Below are 22,069 nucleotides of genomic sequence, written 5' to 3' on the forward strand. Positions count from 1 at the left end.
TTTAAGTGGTGGGTAGTTCACAAGTTATTGTAAGATAGAATAATAAGTGAAGCACGTTGATAGAAGGAGTAACGAGTCTAGTCTTTATTAGCGACCATGGGACGGTGTAAGCCATGGAAGACGGTCTGGTGAAGGGCATCTGGAGTGCGATAATATAAAGTGCTGACTCGTTTTTTTGGGTCAGAAATAGGGTGGAACCGCGAGAAGACTCGTCCCTATACTGATGGCTGTCTGTCAGTATAGAGCCGAGTTTTTTTATATGCATCATTAAAAAGGAGAGTCATATTATGGAAAAAGCAAGAACCTTTCAGGATATTATCCTGACCCTGCAGCAGTTCTGGTCAGATGAGGGCTGTATGCTCATGCAGTCATACGATACTGAAAAAGGAGCAGGAACAATGAGTCCTTATACCTTTCTCAGAGCAATTGGGCCAGAGCCTTGGAATGCGGCTTATGTTGAACCTTCACGTCGCCCGGCGGATGGGCGTTACGGTGAGAATCCAAATCGTCTGTATCAGCATCATCAGTTTCAGGTGGTCATGAAGCCTTCGCCTGAAAACATTCAGGAGCTGTATTTGGACAGTCTCAGAGCCCTAGGGATCGATCCACTGAAACATGACATCCGTTTCGTTGAAGACAACTGGGAAAACCCGTCTCTAGGCTGTGCAGGTCTGGGATGGGAAGTCTGGCTGGATGGCATGGAAGTGACACAGTTTACCTACTTCCAACAAGTCGGCGGCCTTGAAGTCGATGCTGTTACAAGTGAGTTGACATACGGGCTTGAACGACTGGCCTCATATATTCAGGATGTTGAAAATGTCTATGATATCGAATGGGCACCCGGAGTGAAATACGGGGAAATCTTCAAGCAACCGGAATACGAGCATTCTGCCTATTCCTTCGATCACAGTGATACGGCCTTTCTCTTCTCTCAGTTCCAAGCTTTCGAGAAGGAAGCACTGAAGCAAATTGAAAATAACCTGGCTCATCCGGCTTATGATTATGTATTAAAATGCAGTCACGCATTTAACTTGCTGGATGCCAGAGGGGCTGTCTCTGCAACTGACCGCCCGGATTATTTAAAAAGAATCCGCCATATGGCTAGACTCATTGCGAAGTCTTTCTTGCAGGAACGGGCAAAACTGTCATTCCCTCTAATTGGAGAAGCAGAGGCTGGAAAATGGATCGAAAAATATGGCGAAAAGGAGGACAAGTAAATGACTCATTCATTATTACTTGAAATCGGACTGGAAGATATGCCGGCGAAAGTAATTGTTCCGGCTGCTGAACAGCTTAAAGACAAAGTCAGTGTGCATTTTAAAGACCATGACATGTCATTTGATTCCATACAAGTATTCAATACACCTAGACGTCTGGCAGTTAAAATTGAAGGTCTGGCTGAAGGACAGAAAGATAAGACAGAATCTGTTAAAGGCCCGGCTAAACGCATCGCTCTGGGTGACGAAGGCAACTGGACTAAAGCCGCGATTGGTTTCACTCGTGGCCAGCAGGCATCAATTGATGACATTACTTTTCAGACGATCAAAGGTGAAGAGTACGTCTTCGTAGAAAAACACATAAAAGGCTTATCTGCAGAAGAAGTCATACAGAAACTCGAAGGAGTGCTCCCGTCACTGTCGTTCCCAGTATCCATGAAGTGGGGCACGCACAGTTACCGTTACATCCGTCCAGTCCACTGGCTGACAGTTCTATTAGATGAGAAAGTTGTCGATATGACCTTGTTTGATGTCCCTTCAGGTAGAGAGACTAGAGGTCACCGCTTCCTGGGACAGGCTGTTACCTTGAATCATGCGAATGACTACCAAGATAGCTTGAAGGAAGAGCATGTGCTCGTCGACCGTAATGAGCGTCAGGCACTGATCATCAGTCAGATTCAGGCTTTATGTACCCTCAACAACTGGAAAGATCCTCTGGATAACAAGGAACTGCTTGAAGAGGTAACAGACCTTGTCGAATATCCAACAGCGTTTTACGGCTCTTTCAGTGACGAGTATCTTGCTGTACCTGAAAATGTTCTGGAAACGGCAATGGCTGATCATCAGCGTTATTTCCCGGTCAGACAGGCTGACGGTCAGGCCAAGTTTCTCCCTTATTTCATTGCGGTTAGAAACGGAAATGCTGAGTATATCGAGCAGGTCAGAAAAGGAAATGAAAAAGTGCTGAGTGCACGTCTGGCAGACGCTGCTTTCTTTTACGATGAAGACAGGAAGCTGTCTATTGATGACTTTGTCAATAAACTGTCGACTGTATCTTTCCATGAAAAGCTCGGATCGCTGTACGACAAGCAGGAACGTCTGACAGCTATTGCTCATCTGCTGGCTCCTTACTTCGACATGACTGATGAACAGATCGGTCTAATAGAACGTACCGGTATGATAGCCAAGTTTGACCTGGTCACGCAGACGGTCAACGAATTCACTTCTCTTCAGGGAGACATTGCAGGTATATTTGCTGCTGAAAGAGGGGAAGACAGGCAAATTGCTGATGCGCTTTCCGAGCAGTATCTGCCTAAAAGTACAGACGGTAGACTGCCTGAAACGAAACTTGGCGCGCTCCTTTCCGCAGCTGACAAACTGGACTCTCTGCTGTCATTCTTTTCTGTCGATATGATTCCGTCCGGTTCTAATGACCCGTTTGCTTTAAGAAGACAGGCCATGGGAATTGTGAGAATCTTCAAGGCGTTCAACGTGTCTGTTCAGCTGGACGAGCTGATCAATGCAATTGCAGAAACGGTTATCTCTGTAGAAACGAAGGCTGCATACATGCAGAATACACCTGTTGTGATTGACTTCATCAAAGACCGCGTGGACCAGTTGTTGTCAGGTGAAGAAGGGCTGAGCGAGGATTATGATATCCGTCAAGCGGTACTGGAATCTAATCAGACAGATATCCTAGCTCTCATTGATCATGCTGGCGTACTGGCTTATCAGAAAAAACAGCCTGGATTTAAAGCAGTGGTCGAATCTTTGACACGTGTATCCAACCTGGCTGAAAAAGCTGCTGGTGAATGTTCCATATCAACTGACCTCTTTGAAACACAGAGTGAGAAGAACTTATACGAAGCATTGCTGAAGGCTGAAGTGCTTATGTCAGAAGATTTAAATGCGGACCAGCAGTGGCAGGTTTTTGCTGAACTCCATCCAGTGATCGATGACTTCTTTGATCATACGATGGTGATGGCAGAAGATACATCTGTCCGAGACAATCGCCTGGCTCTGTTGAAAAGAATCGATGATCTTTTAAGTGGCTTTGCCCGTTTTGACAGACTGGTTATTAAATAATTCAGATTTCAAAGAAGGCAGTAAGTGATGACGCTGCCTTCTTTGTGTTTATCAGTTTCAACATAGAAGGAGATTAACTTTATGATTAAACGATTTTTTTCTTACTACGCACCTTATAAAGCATTATTCACGCTGGACTTTTCTGCAGCTATCATCGTAGCGATGCTTGAGCTGGCTTTTCCCATTATGGTGCAGCAAGTCGTAGATTCCATTCTGCCAACCGGAAACTGGTCTTTGATCATCATCGTTTCTATTGGCCTGCTTGGTGTCTATGCGATTAATACAATTCTACATTACGTGGTGACCTATTATGGACATAAGCTGGGTACGAATATTGAAACGGACATGCGTAGAGATCTATACAACCACCTTCAGAAGCAGTCATTTTCTTATTTTGATAATCGTGAAACAGGTAAGCTGATCACACGTCTGACATCGGACTTGTTTGAAATAGCGGAAGTTGCCCACCATGGGCCGGAAGACATTTTCATTACTCTCTTCACATTGACCGGGGCCTTTATACTGATGATGACTGTCCATGTGCCTCTTGCAGTGATGACGTTCATTTTAGTACCCTTCATTGCATTGGCTGTTGCTTACTTCAACAAGCGGATGACACAAGTCAATACACGCATCTATGATGATCTGGCTGGTTTTAGTGCCGGAATCGAAGCTTCCGTCGGCGGGATCCGGGTCGTACAGGCCTTTTCAAATGAAGATTATGAACTAGGACGGTTCCAGGAGCTGAACCAGGCTTACCGAAAATCGAAATATTTATTCTATAAAATGATGGCAGTTAGCCACTCCTACAATTATTTTCTCATGCGTCTGATTAGTCTGTTTGCCCTTTTCTTCGGCGCTTACTTTACGATTCAAGGTGAAATCAGTTATGGCGATCTAGTGGCATTTATTTTATTTGCTAATGTCTTTGTCAGACCAATTGAAAAGGTCAACACGATGATCGAAAGCTATCCGAAAGGCTTTGCCGGCTTCAAACGTCTGCTTGAGGAAATGGGGATCAGACCGGAAGTTCAGAATTCTCCAGATGCAGTGGAAGTGGAGTCTCTAAAAGGAGATATTGTCTATTCAGACGTCTCGTTCAGCTACGAAGAGAATCAGTCAATTCTGAATGATATCAATCTGACAATAAAAGCGGGGGAAACCATTGCATTTGTTGGTCCGAGTGGTGCAGGTAAAACCACTATCTGTAATCTGCTTCCACGTTTTTATGACATTGACAGTGGAACGATAACTATCGACGGTTATTCGATAAAGGATATTACTTTGAATTCACTGAGAGAACAGATCGGCGTCGTTCAGCAGGATGTCTTCCTTTTCCCTGGAACAATCAAGGAGAACATTCTATATGGTAAACTGGATGCTACAGATGAAGAGGTGTATAATGCCGTCAGAATGGCGAATCTGGTTGATGTAGTGGAACAGCTTCCTAGAGGACTGGAGACAGTCATCGGGGAGAGAGGAGTTAAACTTTCTGGTGGACAGAAGCAGCGGCTTTCTATTGCCCGTATGTTTCTGAAGAACCCTCCTATTCTGATCCTGGACGAAGCAACGTCTGCACTGGATACTGAAACGGAACAGGCTATTCAGGAAGCTTTGGATTCCTTATCAAAAGGTCGAACGACTCTGATCATCGCCCACCGTTTGGCTACCATCAAGAATGCTGATAGAATAGTAGTAGTTACATCAAAAGGCATTGAAGAACAAGGAAGCCACGATGAGCTGATTGCTCAGGAAGGGGCATACAAAGCCTTATATGATGCACAATTTTCTTAAAAAAACCATGATTGGGAGTGAATGTTATGGAAGCCGATGAAAGAAGACGAGTAATCAGAGACTATCTGGAAGAGGCTGAGGAAGCTGTCGTAGCCCGCACACTCGCCTCGAAATTTAATGTCAGTCGTCAGGTCATAGTTGGTGATATTGCTCTTCTTAGAGCTGCCGGTGCTGGAATCGTTTCTACCCCTAAAGGTTATAGTATGCGCAGTCAGATCGACGAGGGGGTCAGTGAGGCAGTGGTATGCCAGCATTCTCCTGACAATACGAAAGAGGAACTCTATGCTATAGTCGATCTTGGCGGAGAAGTAATCGATGTGACTGTGGAACATCCGATATACGGCTTGCTGAAGGGGGATCTGAATATTTCCAGCAGACTCGAGGCAGATGAATTCATATCAAAAGTCCAGGACAATCCATCAGCATTGCTGAGCAGTCTGACAGAAGGCCTCCATATACACACGATTAAAGCTAAAAACGAGGACCGATTACAAAAAATAAAGAAAGTTTTAGAAAATAAAGGCTTTCTTTACCAGTAAGTGTATTGACAATATCTCTTGAATTGGTATACTTAACAGGTGTCATGACACCTGTATACATACTAATATTAGGAGATGTTTATCATTAGAAAGACAAATACATTAAGACTGACCGTAACTGCTTTACTGACCGCGATAGCTATTGCCATTCCGATGGTCATGCCTATTAGAGTTCTAATCGAACCGGCGTCCTTTACCTTAGCCAGTCACGTTCCGATTTTCTTTGCCATGTTCTTGTCACCAGCAATTGCAGTAGCCGTGTCATTAGGTTCGGCTGTCGGCTTTTTACTGGCAGGTTTCCCAATAGTTATTACGATGCGTGCCATGAGTCATGTTGTATTCGCACTGGTCGGAGCGCTGTATCTTCGCGGGAAAAGAGAAGAGCTTTTAAGTTCTCCGGTCAAAAGCGTGTTCTTCTCTTTCTGGATCGCTCTAGTACATGCTCTGGCTGAAGTCCTTGTTGTTTCCGTGTTCTTCTTTGGTCTTGCACCGGGCGGAACCTACCAGGAGGGCTTTTTCTATGCAGTATTTATGCTTGTCGGTGTAGGTACCGTCATTCATAGTATGGTGGATTTCTTTATCGCCCAAGTTGTATGGAAGAGTTTAGGCAAACGAATGAATCAGATTGCTGTAAAAGTCAGCTGATATAGATGATTATATAACAGTTAATGATCGTTGGAGGATCTGTTTACAGATTTTATTCGATGATCATTTTTTGTCTCTAATATTACAGATCTTCTGATACTGAAATAAGGTGGTTAGGCGATAGTTTATGGAATAAAGTACAATGATCGAGTAAATCCCGAACTTTATTTTAATTAAGGTAAAATCCATTTTAGTGCAGAAGATCTGATTTGAACTATACTCTACTGGAAATGGGTGCAGTCCACACACTGTAATCGTATGTAAATTGCATTATCAGGCCTTAGGATGTACTTTAGTGCCATATATGAACGTAACCTTCAATGCTGGAGATACTATCTTGTTTGTGACAATAGAAATTTTTATTTTGTATCTCTACTTGACGTTTTAGAATTGGAAACGATTAGTTTTTCCTTTTACAACGTGCTTACATTTACAATTTCACTTTGTTTTGGTATACTTATGTTTGATTATTATAGGGGTAGTGTGTCTATCCATTAAAAGACTTTTTTGTCGAAGGGGGATGGCTAGTGAGCAGGATTCCAGAAGAAACCATTCAGTCGATCCGGGAGAAGACTGATATTGTTCAGATTATTTCCCAGTATCTGCAGTTAAGGAAGTCAGGTCAGAACTATTTTGCATCCTGTCCGTTCCACGATGACAAGACGCCTTCATTTTCTGTCAGTGAGAAGAAGCAGATCTATCATTGCTTCAGCTGTGGAAGAGGCGGGAATGTCTTCAGCTTCCTCCAGGAAATGGAAGGCTTGTCTTTTGTTGAAGCGGTAGGGAAAACTGCTGAGCTGGCTGATGTGCCGATCGATTTCACTCTGATTGACCGAGCAAGGGAGTCAGCTCCAGATCCGGATTCGATGCAGGCAAAGTTACTGGCTGTCTACGAAAAAGCGGAGTATTTTTATCATCACCTGCTCGTTAATACGCAGACGGGTGAAGAAGCTTACCGTTACCTTCTTGATAGAGGAATGACTAAGGAGAGCATCGAGACCTTTAAAATCGGGTTTTCTCCTCCTAAAAGAGAAGCACTGAAACTATATCTCGATAATGAAGGATTGAACGATCCGGAGCTGTTGAAAAAATCCGGTCTGTTTTCTGACCGGGAGGATGATGTTTTTCTTGACCGCTTTTCCAACCGGATTCTGTTCCCAATAAATAATGCAAAAGGGCAGACGGTCGCATTTTCTGGTCGTGCCTTTATGGAGCAGTCCGGCAATTACCGGACTGCCAAATATATGAACAGCCCGGAAACAGATCTGTTCAATAAACGACGGGTGCTGTTCAATTACGATAAAGCCCGTGCATCGATCCGCCGCGAAAATGAAGTCATTCTTTTTGAAGGGTTTATGGATGTCATATCAGCCTGGCAGGCTGGAGTCAAAAACGGGATCGCGTCGATGGGAACAAGTCTGACAGAAGAACAGATCTCCCAACTTGATAAAGTGACCGATCATGTGGTCATTGCTTATGATGGGGATGATGCCGGACTTGAAGCAACTAAGCGGGCGACAGATTTCATCAGCAAGGATACACATTTTACCATGGAGATAGCGACCTTTCCTGAGAAACTTGATCCGGATGATTATATTCAGACCAAAGGAATAGAAGCTTTTCAGGATTTTCTGAAACATGGCCGAGACACTCTGGTGAGTTTCCTTATGGCTTACCACCGCAAAGGTCTCAATTTGAAAAATGAAAGTGAACGTCTGAAATATATTGAAATTGTGCTGAAAGAACTGGCTCGAGTGACCTCTGCAATTGAACGGGAACTCTATCTTAAACAGCTTCAGGACGAATTCGATCTGTCTCTTGAGACATTGAAGGAACAGATGCATACCTTTGTGATCGAACAGCAGAACGAGCGTCGGGCTGAAAAGCGTAAAGAAGCAAGACAGGACACTTCACCGGAGCCGGTCCAGTCTATCGTGTTTCACCGGAACCATCCGAAAGAAACAGCACTGACCCGGGCCGAAAAAAATCTTCTCCATCGTCTGTTTACTCTGGATGAAACTTGGACGATCCTGAATAGTCAGGATAAAGAGCTGTCATTTTCAGATCAGGATCATCAGGTGCTCTATCTGTTGTATGATGAGTTTCATCATACTCATGAAGACACGTCTCTGCAGTCGTTTCTTGACTTCCTTCCAGATGAACGTCTGAAAAGCAAGGCATCAGAAATTGCCTGGATATCTCTGAGTGAAGAAATAGCTCGTGGTGAAATTGAGGACTACTTGTCTGTGATCTGTGACAGGCAGCCGCTTGAAACCAGACTTCAGTCAAAAAAAGAAGAACTGAAACTGGCTGAAAGAAACGGAGATAAACAGAAGCAGCAAGCACTAAGTTTTGAAATCATAAATATAATTAAACAAATGAAAAGTAATTAACGATTAATCAGGAGGCATGTCAGTATATGGCAAAATCTAATAAAAAATCTACCCAACAGCCTGAAGAAAAGTATGAACTTGCGGTTGTCCAGTTTATCAAGGAAATCAAGAAGAAAAAGGAGCAGACAGTGTCTTACGTCGAATTGACGGACAAGCTTGCGGAACCTTTTGAACTTGAAAAAGAACAGATGGAAGATCTGATCCAGAAGTTTGAAGATGAAGGAATCGGCGTCGTCGATGAAGATGGGAACCCACTGGCTAAGCAGCTGAATAAAGAAGAAGATGCGGCTGAAGAAGCTAAAAAAGAAGAAATGATTGCCCCTCCTGGAGTTAAAATAAATGACCCTGTCCGCATGTACCTGAAAGAAATCGGGCGCGTAGACCTGCTTAGTGCCAAAGAAGAGATTGCACTGGCCAAACGTATCGAAGAAGGTGACACGATCGCCAAGCAGGAACTGGCTGAGGCCAACTTGAGACTGGTTGTATCTATTGCTAAACGTTATGTTGGTAGAGGCATGAGTTTCCTTGACCTGATTCAGGAAGGGAACATGGGACTTATGAAGGCTGTAGAGAAGTTTGACTATGAAAAAGGATTCAAATTCTCTACGTACGCGACATGGTGGATTCGTCAGGCTATCACTCGTGCAATTGCCGACCAGGCTCGTACGATCCGTATTCCGGTTCATATGGTCGAAACCATCAATAAGCTAGTTCGTATCCAGCGTCAGCTGCTGCAGGACCTTGGAAGAGAACCGACACCAGAAGAAATCGGTGCTGAAATGGACTTGCCTACTGAAAAAGTACGCGACATTCTAAAAATTTCACAGGAGCCAGTCTCTCTGGAAACGCCGATCGGTGAGGAAGATGATTCACATCTGGGCGATTTCATTGAAGATAATGATGCAACCAGTCCGGCTGACAATGCAGCTTATGAACTCTTGAAGAGTGAGCTGGAAGATGTGCTCGACACACTGACTGACCGTGAAGAAAACGTGCTGCGTCTGCGTTTCGGTCTAGACGACGGACGTCAGCGTACTTTGGAAGATGTTGGTAAAGTCTTTGGCGTAACGAGAGAACGTATCCGTCAGATCGAAGCTAAAGCTTTGAGAAAACTGCGCCACCCGAGTCGTTCAAAACAACTGAAAGACTTTTTGGAGTAGAAACGATGTGATATGCTACTAGCAGAGAGAAGCGAATTATGACTGTAAAGGTAAAGTTCTTGTCGCTTTTCTTTGCATTCCTGTCACATTTTTGTTATACTAATTTCTGGCTTGTTCAGTAATGACGTATGCTAGTTACTTAAAATATAATCCTGGAAGGTGAAAATCAGATGAAATTATCAGCAGTTAAACGTACAGAAACAGGAACATCCGCTTCAAGAAAAGCGAGAAACGAAGGTAAGATCCCTGCAGCAATCTACGGAAAAGAAGTTGAGACAATCTCAGTACTGATCAACCGTAAAGAATTCGAAAACACGATCCGCGAAGTAGGATACAACGGTGTATTCGATATCGATGTTGAAGGTGACACATACCAGGTGTTCGTAAAAGATCAGGACAATGCTGCTCTTAAACCAGAAGTATACCACGTTGATCTTCTAGCATTCACAAAAGGACAGAAAGTTACTATGTCTATTCCGGTTCACATTTCCGGCGCAGAAGAAATCAAAGAAGGTATCGTATCTCAGTCAATTTCTGAACTGGAAATCAACATTGCTCCAGCAGAAGCTCCTTCAGAATACGTTGTAGACGTATCTGAACTGAAAATCGGCGATACAGTTCACGTATCTGACATCAAAGTTGGAGACGAAGCTGAACTGCTTACTGACGACAGCCTGACAGTTGTATCTGTATCAGCTCCAGAAGCAGTTGAGGAAGAAACGACTGAAACAACTGAAGATATGCCTGAACCAGAAGTTATCGGTGAATCAAAAGACGAAGACGCAGAATAAGTATAGACTGAGTTAATAAGTTGTAAAGTTGTTTAATCTGTGGCAGTCCATTTCCACTCTTTAAGGGTGGTATGGGCTGTTTTTTGATGTCATTTGTCTAGTTAAATTTTTATAAATCCTAAAGTGACATAAGGTCTATTATTGGTCAATTCATCCGATTATTCCTATAATAATATTTGATGGTTAATCTAAGCTAGAAATTTTATAGGAGAGATAGCATGCATAAAAATAATCATTCAATAATCGGCACCTATGACAACCGGATGATGCGTTGAAAGTCGTCAGTCAGCTGAAGAACGAAGGGTATCAGAAACAGGATACTATTCTTTACTCAAATAATGCGACTGGCGTAGGAGACCATGATGCGAAAGAAATGTATTGATTAAGAAACCGTAAATAAAGATCACCCTAATGCATGATCAACTACTTTTATGAGAACCCCCGGAAACCCACTATAAGTGATCCGGGGGTTTTCTCTGTATTAATTCCTGTTAAATTTATTCAAAACTTTTCAATCTTTGCTGAAAACTGGTAAAATAGACTTGAAGACTTTAAAGAGGTGACCTATGATTTCAGTTCAATTATCAAAACGGCTCAAGCAGGTAGCCGACTACGTAGAAAAAGGGGCAAGAGTGGCTGATATCGGGTCTGACCATGCTTATCTGCCGTGTTATCTAGCAGACCAGGGGAAAATCACTTTTGCTGTGGCAGGAGAGGTGGTCCAGGGGCCATTTAACAACGCAGTGAAGGAAGTCAGGCGGACCGGACTGGAAAAAATAGTTGAAGTCCGACTGGGTGACGGATTAATGGTTTTAAAACCCGAAGATCGAATCGACACGGTTACTATAGCTGGAATGGGTGGTGCACTGATCCGATCGATCCTTGAAAAAGGACAAGAAAATGATAGACTGACTGGTCAGGAAACATTGATACTACAGCCGAATGTGTTTGAAGAAACTGTAAGAGAATACCTGATGGAACAGCAGTACCGTATTACAGATGAAACGATTCTTGAGGAAAATGAAAAGATTTATGAAATCATCAAAGCCGTACCGTCTGACACTCCAGTAACTTATTCCAAAAAAGATTTACTGTTCGGTCCATATCTCAGTAAGGAACAATCTGAGACGTTCAAGAAAAAGTGGACCCAGCAGATGAATACGGACGAGTTCATCGTTGGTCAGATGGAACGGTCAAGCCAGCCTAATGAAGAAAAGCTATCGGCACTCAAAGAAGAAATTAAACTGATTAAGGAGATGATCGAATGACAGACGTGACAGTGAACGATCTGACAACTGCACTTGACCAGCTCGCACCCCCTTCACTTGCTGAAGGATGGGATCCAGTCGGTTTATCCTTTGGTTCTAAAAACAAAGCGGTCAAGACTGTTCTGATAGCTCTCGATGTTGACAAGCAGACGATCCAGGAAGCAAAAGATAAGCAGGCGGATCTGATCATCACTCATCACCCTGCGATCTTCAAACCTTTAAAAAACTTGACTGATGAGGACTCCAGAACGCGGGAGTTTCTTGACCTGGTCAGATCAGATATTGCAGTATACTCTGCCCATACCAATCTTGATGCGGCAGAAGGCGGGATGAATGACTGGCTGGCTGACAGTATAGGTATCAGTCAGGAGGAGCGACAGATTGTCTCAGTGAGTACCAAAGAAGGCTATAAGAAACTTGCCGTGTATGTCCCCGATTATGCTGCGGACATGGTTAGAAAGGCTCTGCATTCAGCAGGAGCTGGAGAAGTGGGCGACTATAAAGACGTGTCCTATACTCTGGAAGGGCATGGCCGTTTTACGCCTCAGGAAGGTGCAGATCCCGCTGAAGGTGAAATCGGCAAAGAAGAAGTGATCCATGAACAGCGCATCGAAATGCTATTGAAGAATTCTTCTGTCTATCCTGTCATTGAGGCACTGAGAGCTAACCATCCTTATGAAGAACCGGTCTTTGACCTATTTACCCTAGACAATCAGACCGATGCATTCGGATTCGGTCGGGCCGGTAAGCTGGAGAAACCTGAAACTACCGAGGAACTCGCTGCGAGGATTAAAACACTCTTTTCAGTAGATGGTGTGCGTTTCGGCTCAAACGATCGTGAACGTAAACATGAGAAAGTAGCTATATTCGGCGGATCCGGAGAAAAGTACTATAAAGAGGCTCTGTCCAGTGGAGCGACTCTCTTCATTACTGGTGACATTTCCTACCACGGAGCACAGGATATGCTGAGAGACGGGCTGGATTTCATTGATGCCGGTCATTATATGGAAGCAATCTGTGTGCCGAAGCTGGCCAGATATTTCGAGCAGCTGAAACTGACTAATAACTGGGACCTGACTATTTTACAGACAGCGACACAAACTGACGTCTTTACTTACTCTATTTAAAAGGATGGAATGACTATGTATAAAAATTTAATGGACCGTTTTCTAACTTATGTAAAAATCGATACACGTTCAGATGCTGATTCCACTTCAGTGCCTTCTACTCAGAAACAAGTAGATTTTGCTCGTTTACTGATGACTGACCTTAAAGAAATCGGGATGAGCGATGTGGAATACAATGAGTCAAATGGATTCGTAACGGCTACATTGCCTGCGAATGCTGAAGATACAGGACCGGTCATCGGCTTCATAGCTCATATGGACACGGCTGACTTCAATTCAGAAAATATCAGTCCGCAGATCATTGAAAAATATGATGGTGAAACGATCGTACTTAATGAAGAGCAGGGTATTCGATTATCTCCGGACGATTTTCCTAATCTGAAAAATTATATTGGTCAAACACTGATTACAACCGACGGGACGACATTACTTGGGTCAGATGATAAATCAGGTATTGTTGAAATCATGAGTATGGTCGAGTTCTTTATTGCCAATCCGACAGTCAGGCATGGAAAAATCCGTGTGGCTTTCGGACCTGATGAAGAAATCGGTGTGGGAGCAGACCGATTCGATGTCGACCACTTTGGAGCGGATTTTGCGTATACAGTTGACGGAGGCCCTGTCGGGGAACTTGAGTATGAAAGTTTCAACGCAGCAGGGGCAAAAATAAGAATCAAAGGGAAAAACGTCCACCCGGGGACTGCTAAAGATAAGATGATCAACGCGCTTAAACTAGCCGTATCTTTTGATCAGGCATTACCTGAAAATGAAGTCCCTGAACGAACTGACGGTAGAGAAGGGTTCTTCCATCTTCTTGAAATCACGGGGACCGTGGATGAAGCCATGATGCAGTATATTATAAGAGATCATGATCGGGAAGCCTTTGAATCAAAGAAAGAACAGATGATAACTGTTGCTTCTAAGCTGAACGAAACATTTGATGAAGAGCGCGTTTCTGTTGAAATGAAAGATCAGTACTATAACATGCGCGAAGTCATTGAAAAAGACATGAGACCGGTTAAACTTGCTGATAAAGCAATGAATAATTTGGGAATCAGTCCTATCGTCAAACCTATTCGTGGGGGAACAGACGGATCAAAGATTTCATTCATGGGTCTACCAACTCCAAATATTTTTGCTGGAGGAGAAAATTTCCATGGACGTTATGAATTCGTAGCTGTAGAGAGCATGATTAAAGCTACTGATGTATTGATTGAAATCGCAAAGCTTGCTGTAGCTGAATAATAAGAAAAGGGAAGAAGGCTTAACCGGCCTTTCTTTCCTTTCTTCTTAACATTAAATCAATAGCTTAAGAGAGAGGAGCACATGAATGGGTCTTCAATTTATTCTGAGCAGACTGCAGACGGATAAGAAGAAAATACTTTTCGACCAGATGATGAATTGGATGGAGGATGAAGAGGCACAAGTTTTCTATCTAGTCCCGGATCATATGAAATTTGAATCGGAAATGGCTATTCTGGATCGTATAAAAGACAGTCAGCCAGATAATGATCGTCATCTGGCAGGAATGATCAATCTGCAGGTGTTCAGTTTCAGTCGTCTGGCATGGTACTTTCTTCAGGACACGGCCTTATACAGTCATTCCCAGCTTACTGAAACAGGACTGACCATGCTGATGCGTCGACTTTTAAGAGAAAATGAGGAAGCCCTGACCATATTCAGAGGAGAAAGTCAGCAGCAGGGCTTTGTAGAAAAAACGACTGAACTGTTTATGGAATTGAGAAAGGCTCGCGTAATGCCAGAAGATCTGACTAATATCAGTGGTCAGATCTTTGAAGGTGAGCCAGGCACTAGAGACCTCTTACTTAAACTCAAAGATATTACCCTGCTGTATGATTCTTTTCTCTCTCATCTTGAAGGAAAGTATATTGAAAAAGAGGATGTACTTGAAGCGCTGATTGAAGAAGTTAAAATAAGGGATCTTAGCCGTACCCACATCATCATTGATAACTTTCACCGCTTTTCGGCACAGGAGCAGGAGCTGGTCCTGCAGATGGTCGAACATGCAAAGGATGTAAAAGTTTCTTTGGTTCTAGATAAAAAATATGCGGTGGAACCTCCAGAGATGACTAACTTTTTTTATCAGACTGGAATGACTTATTTCAGGCTTTACCAGGAAGCCAGAAATCGTCGTCTACAAGTATTGAACGATACTGTTGTAAAAGACAACAGTCGTGAGCGATGTGATGCACTGCAAAACTTTGAAGACTACTGGGTCAGCAGTTTCGATCTGACACCTAAACAACGGTCGCACCCGTCAGCTGATTACAGCAGCTGTATAGAAATAAGAGAAGCAGAATCAAGACAAGCCGAAGTGTTGCACACAGCAACTACCATAAAACAGTTAGTTGTTGAAGGCAATTACCGCTACAAGGACATTCTTGTAAGTGCTAGAACCCTTGAAGATTACAAAATGCTAATGGAGTCTACCTTTGCGGAAAATGACATCCCTCTGTTTATTGACGAAGCAGATAAGATGTCCCATCATGCATTGGTAGAATGTATACAAAGTCTAGTAAATATCTATAAACGACATTACCGTTATGAAGATGTCATGCGCTTTCTTAAAACTGAACTGTTCATTCCTGTGGAAGATGAACGGACAGTTCCTAAAGAAAAGAGAGACCGCCTATCTTTCTGGAGTTCTAAATCGGAAAGCTGGCGAAAATCCGTAGATACTCTTGAGAACGTCATGCTTGCTTATGGGTACGAAGGCAATGACTGGGTAAGAGATGAAGACTGGATCTATGCACGCTTTCATCTAGAAGAAATGGATGACCAGTTGGATGCAGACAAACGGATGCAGGAACAGGCAAATCAGGCGCGTTCAATCGTTCGCTCAGCGTTTCTTCCGTTTTTCAAACAGCTGGATAGAGTTAAAACGAACCGAGAAGCTGTGCGTCTTATCTATCAGTTTCTTGAGCGGCACGGAATTGATCGTCAACTCCTATACTGGCGTGATCAGGCACTTGAGGATGGGGAGCTTGAAGATGCGAGAAAACACGAACAAGTCTGGCAGACCTTCATCCAGCTACTGGACGAGTTCGTCGATGTGCTTGGTGATGAAGCCTGGGAAGTCGATACCTTTCTGTCAGTTCTAGAAACTGGATTTGAACAGGCAACATACGCCATTGTCCCTCCGAGTATCGATCAGGTCATGTTCACTCAGTTTGACAAATCACGGCTTAACTGCAAGAAATTAGTAGTCATCATGGGAATGACAGATACACAGCTGCCCTTGAATTCAGAAAATGACTCTATACTGACAGACGAAGACAGGGAACAACTTGGCGTGTTTCTCCCGGACGATAAATTTCTCATGCCATCCACAGCGGGAAGACTGGCTAACGAGCCCTTCACTGCCTATCTTGCCTTTCTTATTGCGTCGGATAAACTGATCCTCAGTTATCCGATGAAGAATGACGGCTCTGGTGACAACCGACTGAGCCCTTACATCGAACGTCTTAACCGTCAGCTCGCTATACCGATTGACCGTAAATACACTGATGCTGGGGCCGTGACTGATGAGTCAACTGATTTATCTCTTTCTTTTGTCGGATCCAGACGTCAGACGATCGGTCAGCTTGTGACTATTTTAAGAGACCGGCTGGATCATAAGACTAATCCGCCAATTTTCTGGACTATCTTATTTCAGAACCTTCAGAAACAGTCCTCGGAGGTTGAAAAGAAAATACTAAAGAGTCTTGAATATAGAAATATTCCTCGACGCCTGTCACCAGAACTGGCTGAAGAACTCTACGGGAAAGATCTGTATCTTTCAGTGTCACAGCTGGAAAGTTTCTATCTGGATCCGTACAGTCATTTCCTCCAGTACGGATTAAAACTGCGGGAACGGGCTGTCCAGGAGCTGACTCCGGCAGAAACAGGAACCTTTTTCCACGATGCTCTGGATAGTATTTTCAGATCAATTATTACCAATAATTTGTCCTTTGATCAGCTGAACGAAGATGAACTTGAATCTGTAACAGAAGAGGTTCTTCAGGAACTGTATCAGAACAACAAGTTCAAACTGCTGTCCATGTCAAATCGGATGAAATTCATACGAAAACAACTGAGCCGTACCATTCAGCAGATGGTCAAGGCCCTGTCGAACCAGACGAGACGGACACAGATGAGACCACGCAAGTCAGAGGTCCTTTTTGGACGACTGGGGAGTCGAGAAGGGGTACCGGGGCTTAATTTCCCCCTTAATACTGGAGGAAATCTCTATGTACGCGGAAAAATCGATCGGCTGGATGCTTTGGAACTGGAAAATGAGTTGTATTTAAGTATTGTAGATTACAAATCCAGCAGAAAATCACTGAAGTTCGATGAAATATATCACGGACTGATGATGCAGATGTTGACTTATCTTGATACAGCTGTTCATTACTCGGAAGATATTTTTGGTAAAAAGGCCAAGCCCGCAGGTGCATTTTATGCCCATGTCAATAACCCAATGCTTAAAGCCAGCGATCTGCTTAAAAAGGACTGGCTGGATGTCTGGCTGAAGTCATTTAAAATGGACGGGATCATCCTGAATGAGGACGAGCTGGTTGAAAAACTGGACCTGACTCTGCCTGAAAACAAATATTCTCTGGTCTATCCTCTTGAGTATGTCAAAACAAGAGACCAGATCAAAGGAAAGCTGATCACAATGGAGGATCTAGATCTGCTCTTCAGACATAACAGGGAGAAAATCAGAGAAGCAGGTAACCGGATCTTGGCAGGTGAAAATACCTTGTCGCCTATTTACGACAAGAAAGAATTTACACCATCTGTTCGAGGCATCTATCAGCCGATTTCCCAGTTTGATGTTCTTCTACCGAACGGACAGAATCAGTACCGGCAACTTGAACCCATCAGTGATCAGTCCGATCTGATCGATAAATTAAAATCTAAATACCTGGACTTAAGCGAGAGAGGAGCAGATGACAACTAATGGCAACTATTCCATCAAAGCCGGCTGATGCCCAATTTACGGATCATCAGTGGCAGGCAATTTATGATGAAGGCAAGAATATCTTGGTCTCTGCTTCTGCAGGGTCCGGAAAAACGACCGTCCTTGTGCAGCGAGTGATTGAAAAGATCAAAAACTTTACGGACATCAATGAACTGCTTGTCGTGACGTATACCAATGCCGCAGCAAGAGAAATGAAAGAACGGATCCAGAGAGCCATTCAGAAGGAACTCAACGCTGAAACGGATCCTAAGAAAAAGCAGCATCTAATTCGTCAGATTCCTCTTTTAGGTCATGCAGACATTTCGACCTTGCATTCATTCTGTCTGAAAGTGATCAAACGCTACTATTATCTAATCGACTTCGATCCCGTCTTTCGACTGCTGACGGACGATACAGAGATTGCTCTCATGAAAGAAGATGTCTGGGAGGAACTGAGAGAGGAATTATACGGCGAAGAAGATTCTTTATTTGAAGCACTGGCTCAAGCGTACTCAAATGACCGCAGTGATGACGGGCTGACTGATCTTATCTTCAAACTTTATGATTTTTCACGGTCCAAGACTGATTCAAAAGGGTGGCTCTCAGACTTGTCCAGCCGATATGAAACGGAAGGGGGAGACTTGGCCAGCAGTACCATTTTCCAGGAACTGGCCAAGCCTGCAATTCTGGATACGTTGGACACTGCTAAGGAACTTCTAAGCGATGCTCATCAGATGAGTAATGGCGATCCGTCACTTGATAAGACGGTTGAGCTGCTAGTGAATGACCTAGAGCTGGTCGAACGGGCTGAGCAGGCTATCCATGAAGATCGTCTCAATGATGTATACAGTTTACTGAATGGCCCAATATTCCCAAGATGGAAAAATCCAGGCAAACATTCACCTGATGAAGTCAAGGAAGCCGCTAAGGAAATGAAAAGCTTCCGAGATAAAGCCAAAGCCTTTGTCGTTTCCTTAAGAGACAGCTATTTCCTTTTATCACCCGATGAACAAGCGGAAACGATGAGTGCAGTAAAAGGACTCGTTGAAGAACTGTCTCGTGTGGCAGTACTGTTTTACGAACGCTACCAGCAGCATAAAGCAGACAGAAAAGTGCTGGACTTCAACGATCTGGAGCACCTGACCCTGGCTATTCTGATAGACACTGCTGACGGACAGTCAGTACCTTCTGAAGCCTCCAGGCATTACCGCAGACAGTTTGCTGAAGTGATGGTCGATGAGTATCAGGATATCAACCTGATTCAGGAAACGATTTTGAAATGGCTGACTCGTTCATCTGACGATATCGGGAATCAGTTCATGGTGGGGGACGTCAAGCAGTCCATTTACTCTTTCAGGCTAGCTGATCCTAGTCTTTTCATTGAGAAATACGAACGATACGAAAAAAGTCAGGATGGGGACCGGATCATTTTAGCTGAAAATTTCCGCTCGCGTCCGGATGTGCTTCAGTTTACCAATTTCATTTTCGAACAGCTGATGGACAAGAAAGTGGGCGAACTGGTCTATGATGAATCGGCTAAACTGATAAACGGGTTTACCGCCTTTCCGGAATCTGACCGTTTCTCTGCCGATGTTCTGATATATGAAACAGAAGAAGATGATGCTGAAGAAGACAATGAATCTCTGGATACCGACAGTGTTTCGTTTCAGATGAACACGAAGACTAAAGGTGAAATATACATGGTTGCCGATAAAATTCTAGAAATGGTCGCTACTGGATATGAGGTTTATGATAAAGAGATGAAAGCCAACAGACCTGTGCAGTTCAAGGATATTGTGCTTCTCACACCAACAAAGAAAAATAATATTGATATTCAGGATATCTTTAAACAGCTTCAGATCCCAACAGCCGTGAATGATACTCAAAACTATTTCCAGACCACTGAGATAGCAATTATGATGTCACTGCTTAAAGTCATAGATAATCCGAAACAGGATATTCCGCTTGCTGCAGTTCTTCGCTCACCCATGGTCGGACTGAACGAAGTCGACATGGCTCGCATCCGCATCGAAGATAAGCAGGGCACGTATTTTGAAGCGCTGCAGGCTTTTGTCAGTCGGACAAACTGGCAAGATGAAGGAAATATCAAATTGCAGGAGAAACTGATTCAGTTTTATCAGCAGCTTGAACACTGGCGGACTCAGTCTAAGCGAAAATCGCTGGTCGAACTGATCTGGATGATATACGAAGACACTGGTTTCCTGCATTATGTCGGAGGCATGAGTTCCGGCAGACAGAGAAAAGCCAATCTACATGCCCTATACGAACGTGCGGCTTCATATGAAAAAACGTCATTTAAGGGCTTGTTCCAGTTTATCCGATTTATCGAAAAGATGCAGAAAAAAGACAAAGATCTCGCTGAACCATCAGCCGTAACCGATGGGGAGGATGCGGTCAGAGTAATGACGATACATGCCAGTAAAGGGCTTGAATTTCCGATCGTATTTGTCATGGATATGTCCAAGCGATTCAACTTGATGGATATCAGGGGCTCTACCGTGCTTGATGAAGAATACGGGGTCGGATCAGAATATATCGACGTCACGAACCGGATCAAAACGCCGACTTTGCCGGAAACCGTTTTGAAAATGCAGAAGAAGAACCGGATTTTATCTGAACAGATGCGGGTCTTATATGTAGCTTTGACACGGGCTGAACAGAAACTGTTCCTGATTGGATCCTACAAAAATAAAGAAACGGCTATCAGCAAATGGAACAAGGTGAGTGGGCATGCTCAAACTGTTCTCCCACCAGCATTAAGGCTTGATTCTCAGCATTTCATGGACTGGATTGGTCAATGCCTGATCAGGCACCAGAACATGGAAGCAGAAAGCGAAATCAAGTCCCAGAATAGATGGGTCCACACTTATGACACGTCGTTTACTGTCTCATTTTACCAGTCGACTGAACTCGAAGAACATCTGATCAGCTATCAGAATGAAGAAAGCAGTAACTGGTTTGAGGACCTGAAACAAGGGAAAATGAGGGAGTCAGATAACGAGACAGTGAAAGCAGCTGTATCGCAGGCCCTTAGTCTAATGGCTTTTGAGTACCCATATGAGCTGGCTACTCAGACCACCAGTTACCAGTCCGTGTCCGAGATTAAACGCATGTTTGAAGAACCGGATGACGGACAGATGGTGAAAATTGATGTAACGAATCCTAGACAGTCCAACAGGTACGTTGAAGATGAACTGGAGCGGCCCAAGTTTCTACAGGAGGTATTGAAACCAAGCGGAGCAGAAATCGGTAAAGCCACCCACCTGATGCTGCAAGCTATTGACTTGAATGAATCGCTAACTGCTGAGGATATTAAAGCTGAGGTAAATAAACTTGCTTCTGAAAAAGTCATCACTGAAGATATTGCTGAGCTAATACCTGTAGAAAAAATCGACCGATTTTTCCAGACAACATTTGGGCGCTATATATTAGGCCATGTTTCGTCAATGAAGAGGGAAGTGCCGTTCTCACTTCTCCTTGAAGCTAGAGATATTTTTCAGGATATGCAGGCAGTGGATGACAACGTACTGATTCACGGGATTATCGACGGCTATATTGAAGGGGAAGAAGGCCTCATTCTCTTTGACTATAAGACAGACAATGTTGAACGCTTCCAGGATAGAGCTGAAGAAGAAATGCTTAAAAAATATAAAGGTCAGCTCATACTGTACAAGCAGGCACTGGAATCGATACTGAGAAAACCAGTACTCGAGACATACTTGGTTCTGCTGGATAATGGCCAGACGATTCAGGTGGACTAGTGAAGGGTTATGATTAAAGGGAAAGCAGCTGATTCAGCTGCTTTTTCTTATGAAATTTCTTTATGCGGCATGTTGATCTATAGCGCGTAGACGATAGGGGCAGGTTAAAGTGATTGCTTCGTAACTAGAGGTAAAAATTCGTATGAGTACCTGTGCTTGGACGATTGGACCGGAACTCAGAGTAATAAACCGTGTGAGTGCCTGTGCTTGGACGATTGGACCGGAACTCAGTGTAATAAACCTTTTGAGTACCTGTGCTTGGACGATTGGACCGGAACTCAGAACAGAAATCCATCTTAGTGACG

General features: G+C 43.6%; 13 protein-coding genes. All 13 read left to right on the forward strand.

Translation table 11 applies throughout. The features are described 5' to 3' along the window. The first annotated feature begins 287 nt into the window (after positions 1-287). The 13 genes from glyQ to addA all read left to right on the forward strand — a co-directional run bounded on the left by glyQ (position 288) and on the right by addA (position 21,764). A complete protein-coding gene (glyQ, locus tag ACYQ4S_RS01765) occupies positions 288-1,217 on the forward strand; it encodes a glycine--tRNA ligase subunit alpha (RefSeq protein ID WP_459768942.1) in 930 nt (309 codons plus the stop codon). After that, entirely contained in the window at positions 1,218-3,302 is a 2,085-nt protein-coding gene (gene glyS / locus ACYQ4S_RS01770) for a glycine--tRNA ligase subunit beta (protein ID WP_459768944.1), read from the forward strand. Positions 3,303-3,383: 81 nt separating this feature from the next. Continuing rightward, entirely contained in the window at positions 3,384-5,096 is a 1,713-nt protein-coding gene (locus tag ACYQ4S_RS01775) for an ABC transporter ATP-binding protein (protein WP_459768946.1), read from the forward strand. Between the two features lie 26 nt (positions 5,097-5,122). Beyond that, a complete protein-coding gene (locus tag ACYQ4S_RS01780) occupies positions 5,123-5,635 on the forward strand; it encodes a 3H domain-containing protein (RefSeq protein WP_459768948.1) in 513 nt (170 codons plus the stop codon). A 75-nt stretch (positions 5,636-5,710) separates the two neighbouring features. Further along, positions 5,711-6,280 carry a hypothetical protein gene (locus ACYQ4S_RS01785; RefSeq protein WP_459768950.1) on the forward strand — a complete coding sequence of 190 codons (570 nt, stop codon included), beginning with the start codon at positions 5,711-5,713 and terminating at the stop codon, positions 6,278-6,280. A gap of 527 nt (positions 6,281-6,807) precedes the next feature. Continuing rightward, positions 6,808-8,673 carry a DNA primase gene (gene dnaG, locus ACYQ4S_RS01790; protein WP_459768952.1) on the forward strand — a complete coding sequence of 622 codons (1,866 nt, stop codon included), beginning with the start codon at positions 6,808-6,810 and terminating at the stop codon, positions 8,671-8,673. 26 nt (positions 8,674-8,699) lie between these two features. After that, the gene (gene rpoD / locus ACYQ4S_RS01795) at positions 8,700-9,833 is read left to right on the forward strand and encodes an RNA polymerase sigma factor RpoD (protein WP_346024421.1); all 1,134 of its coding nucleotides are present in this window, start codon (positions 8,700-8,702) and stop codon (positions 9,831-9,833) included. A gap of 170 nt (positions 9,834-10,003) precedes the next feature. Next, a complete protein-coding gene (locus ACYQ4S_RS01800; RefSeq protein WP_459768954.1) occupies positions 10,004-10,624 on the forward strand; it encodes a 50S ribosomal protein L25 in 621 nt (206 codons plus the stop codon). Between the two features lie 566 nt (positions 10,625-11,190). Next, a complete protein-coding gene (locus tag ACYQ4S_RS01805) occupies positions 11,191-11,892 on the forward strand; it encodes a tRNA (adenine(22)-N(1))-methyltransferase (protein WP_459768956.1) in 702 nt (233 codons plus the stop codon). After that, positions 11,889-13,019, forward strand: coding sequence for a Nif3-like dinuclear metal center hexameric protein (locus tag ACYQ4S_RS01810; RefSeq protein ID WP_459768958.1), 1,131 nt, complete (start codon positions 11,889-11,891; stop codon positions 13,017-13,019). Before ACYQ4S_RS01805 ends, ACYQ4S_RS01810 begins: the two co-directional genes overlap by 4 nt. Before the next feature lie 15 nt (positions 13,020-13,034). After that, positions 13,035-14,264, forward strand: coding sequence for a peptidase T (gene pepT / locus ACYQ4S_RS01815; RefSeq protein ID WP_459768960.1), 1,230 nt, complete (start codon positions 13,035-13,037; stop codon positions 14,262-14,264). An 85-nt stretch (positions 14,265-14,349) separates the two neighbouring features. Beyond that, positions 14,350-17,982 carry a PD-(D/E)XK nuclease family protein gene (locus ACYQ4S_RS01820; RefSeq protein WP_459768962.1) on the forward strand — a complete coding sequence of 1,211 codons (3,633 nt, stop codon included), beginning with the start codon at positions 14,350-14,352 and terminating at the stop codon, positions 17,980-17,982. Then, on the forward strand, positions 17,982-21,764 hold the full coding sequence (gene addA, locus ACYQ4S_RS01825; RefSeq protein WP_459768964.1) for a helicase-exonuclease AddAB subunit AddA: 3,783 nt from the start codon (positions 17,982-17,984) through the stop codon (positions 21,762-21,764). The genes ACYQ4S_RS01820 and addA overlap by 1 nt, the downstream gene beginning before the upstream one ends. Positions 21,765-22,069: the final 305 nt, after the last annotated feature.

The sequence above is a fragment of the Alkalibacterium sp. s-m-28 genome (assembly GCF_054658175.1).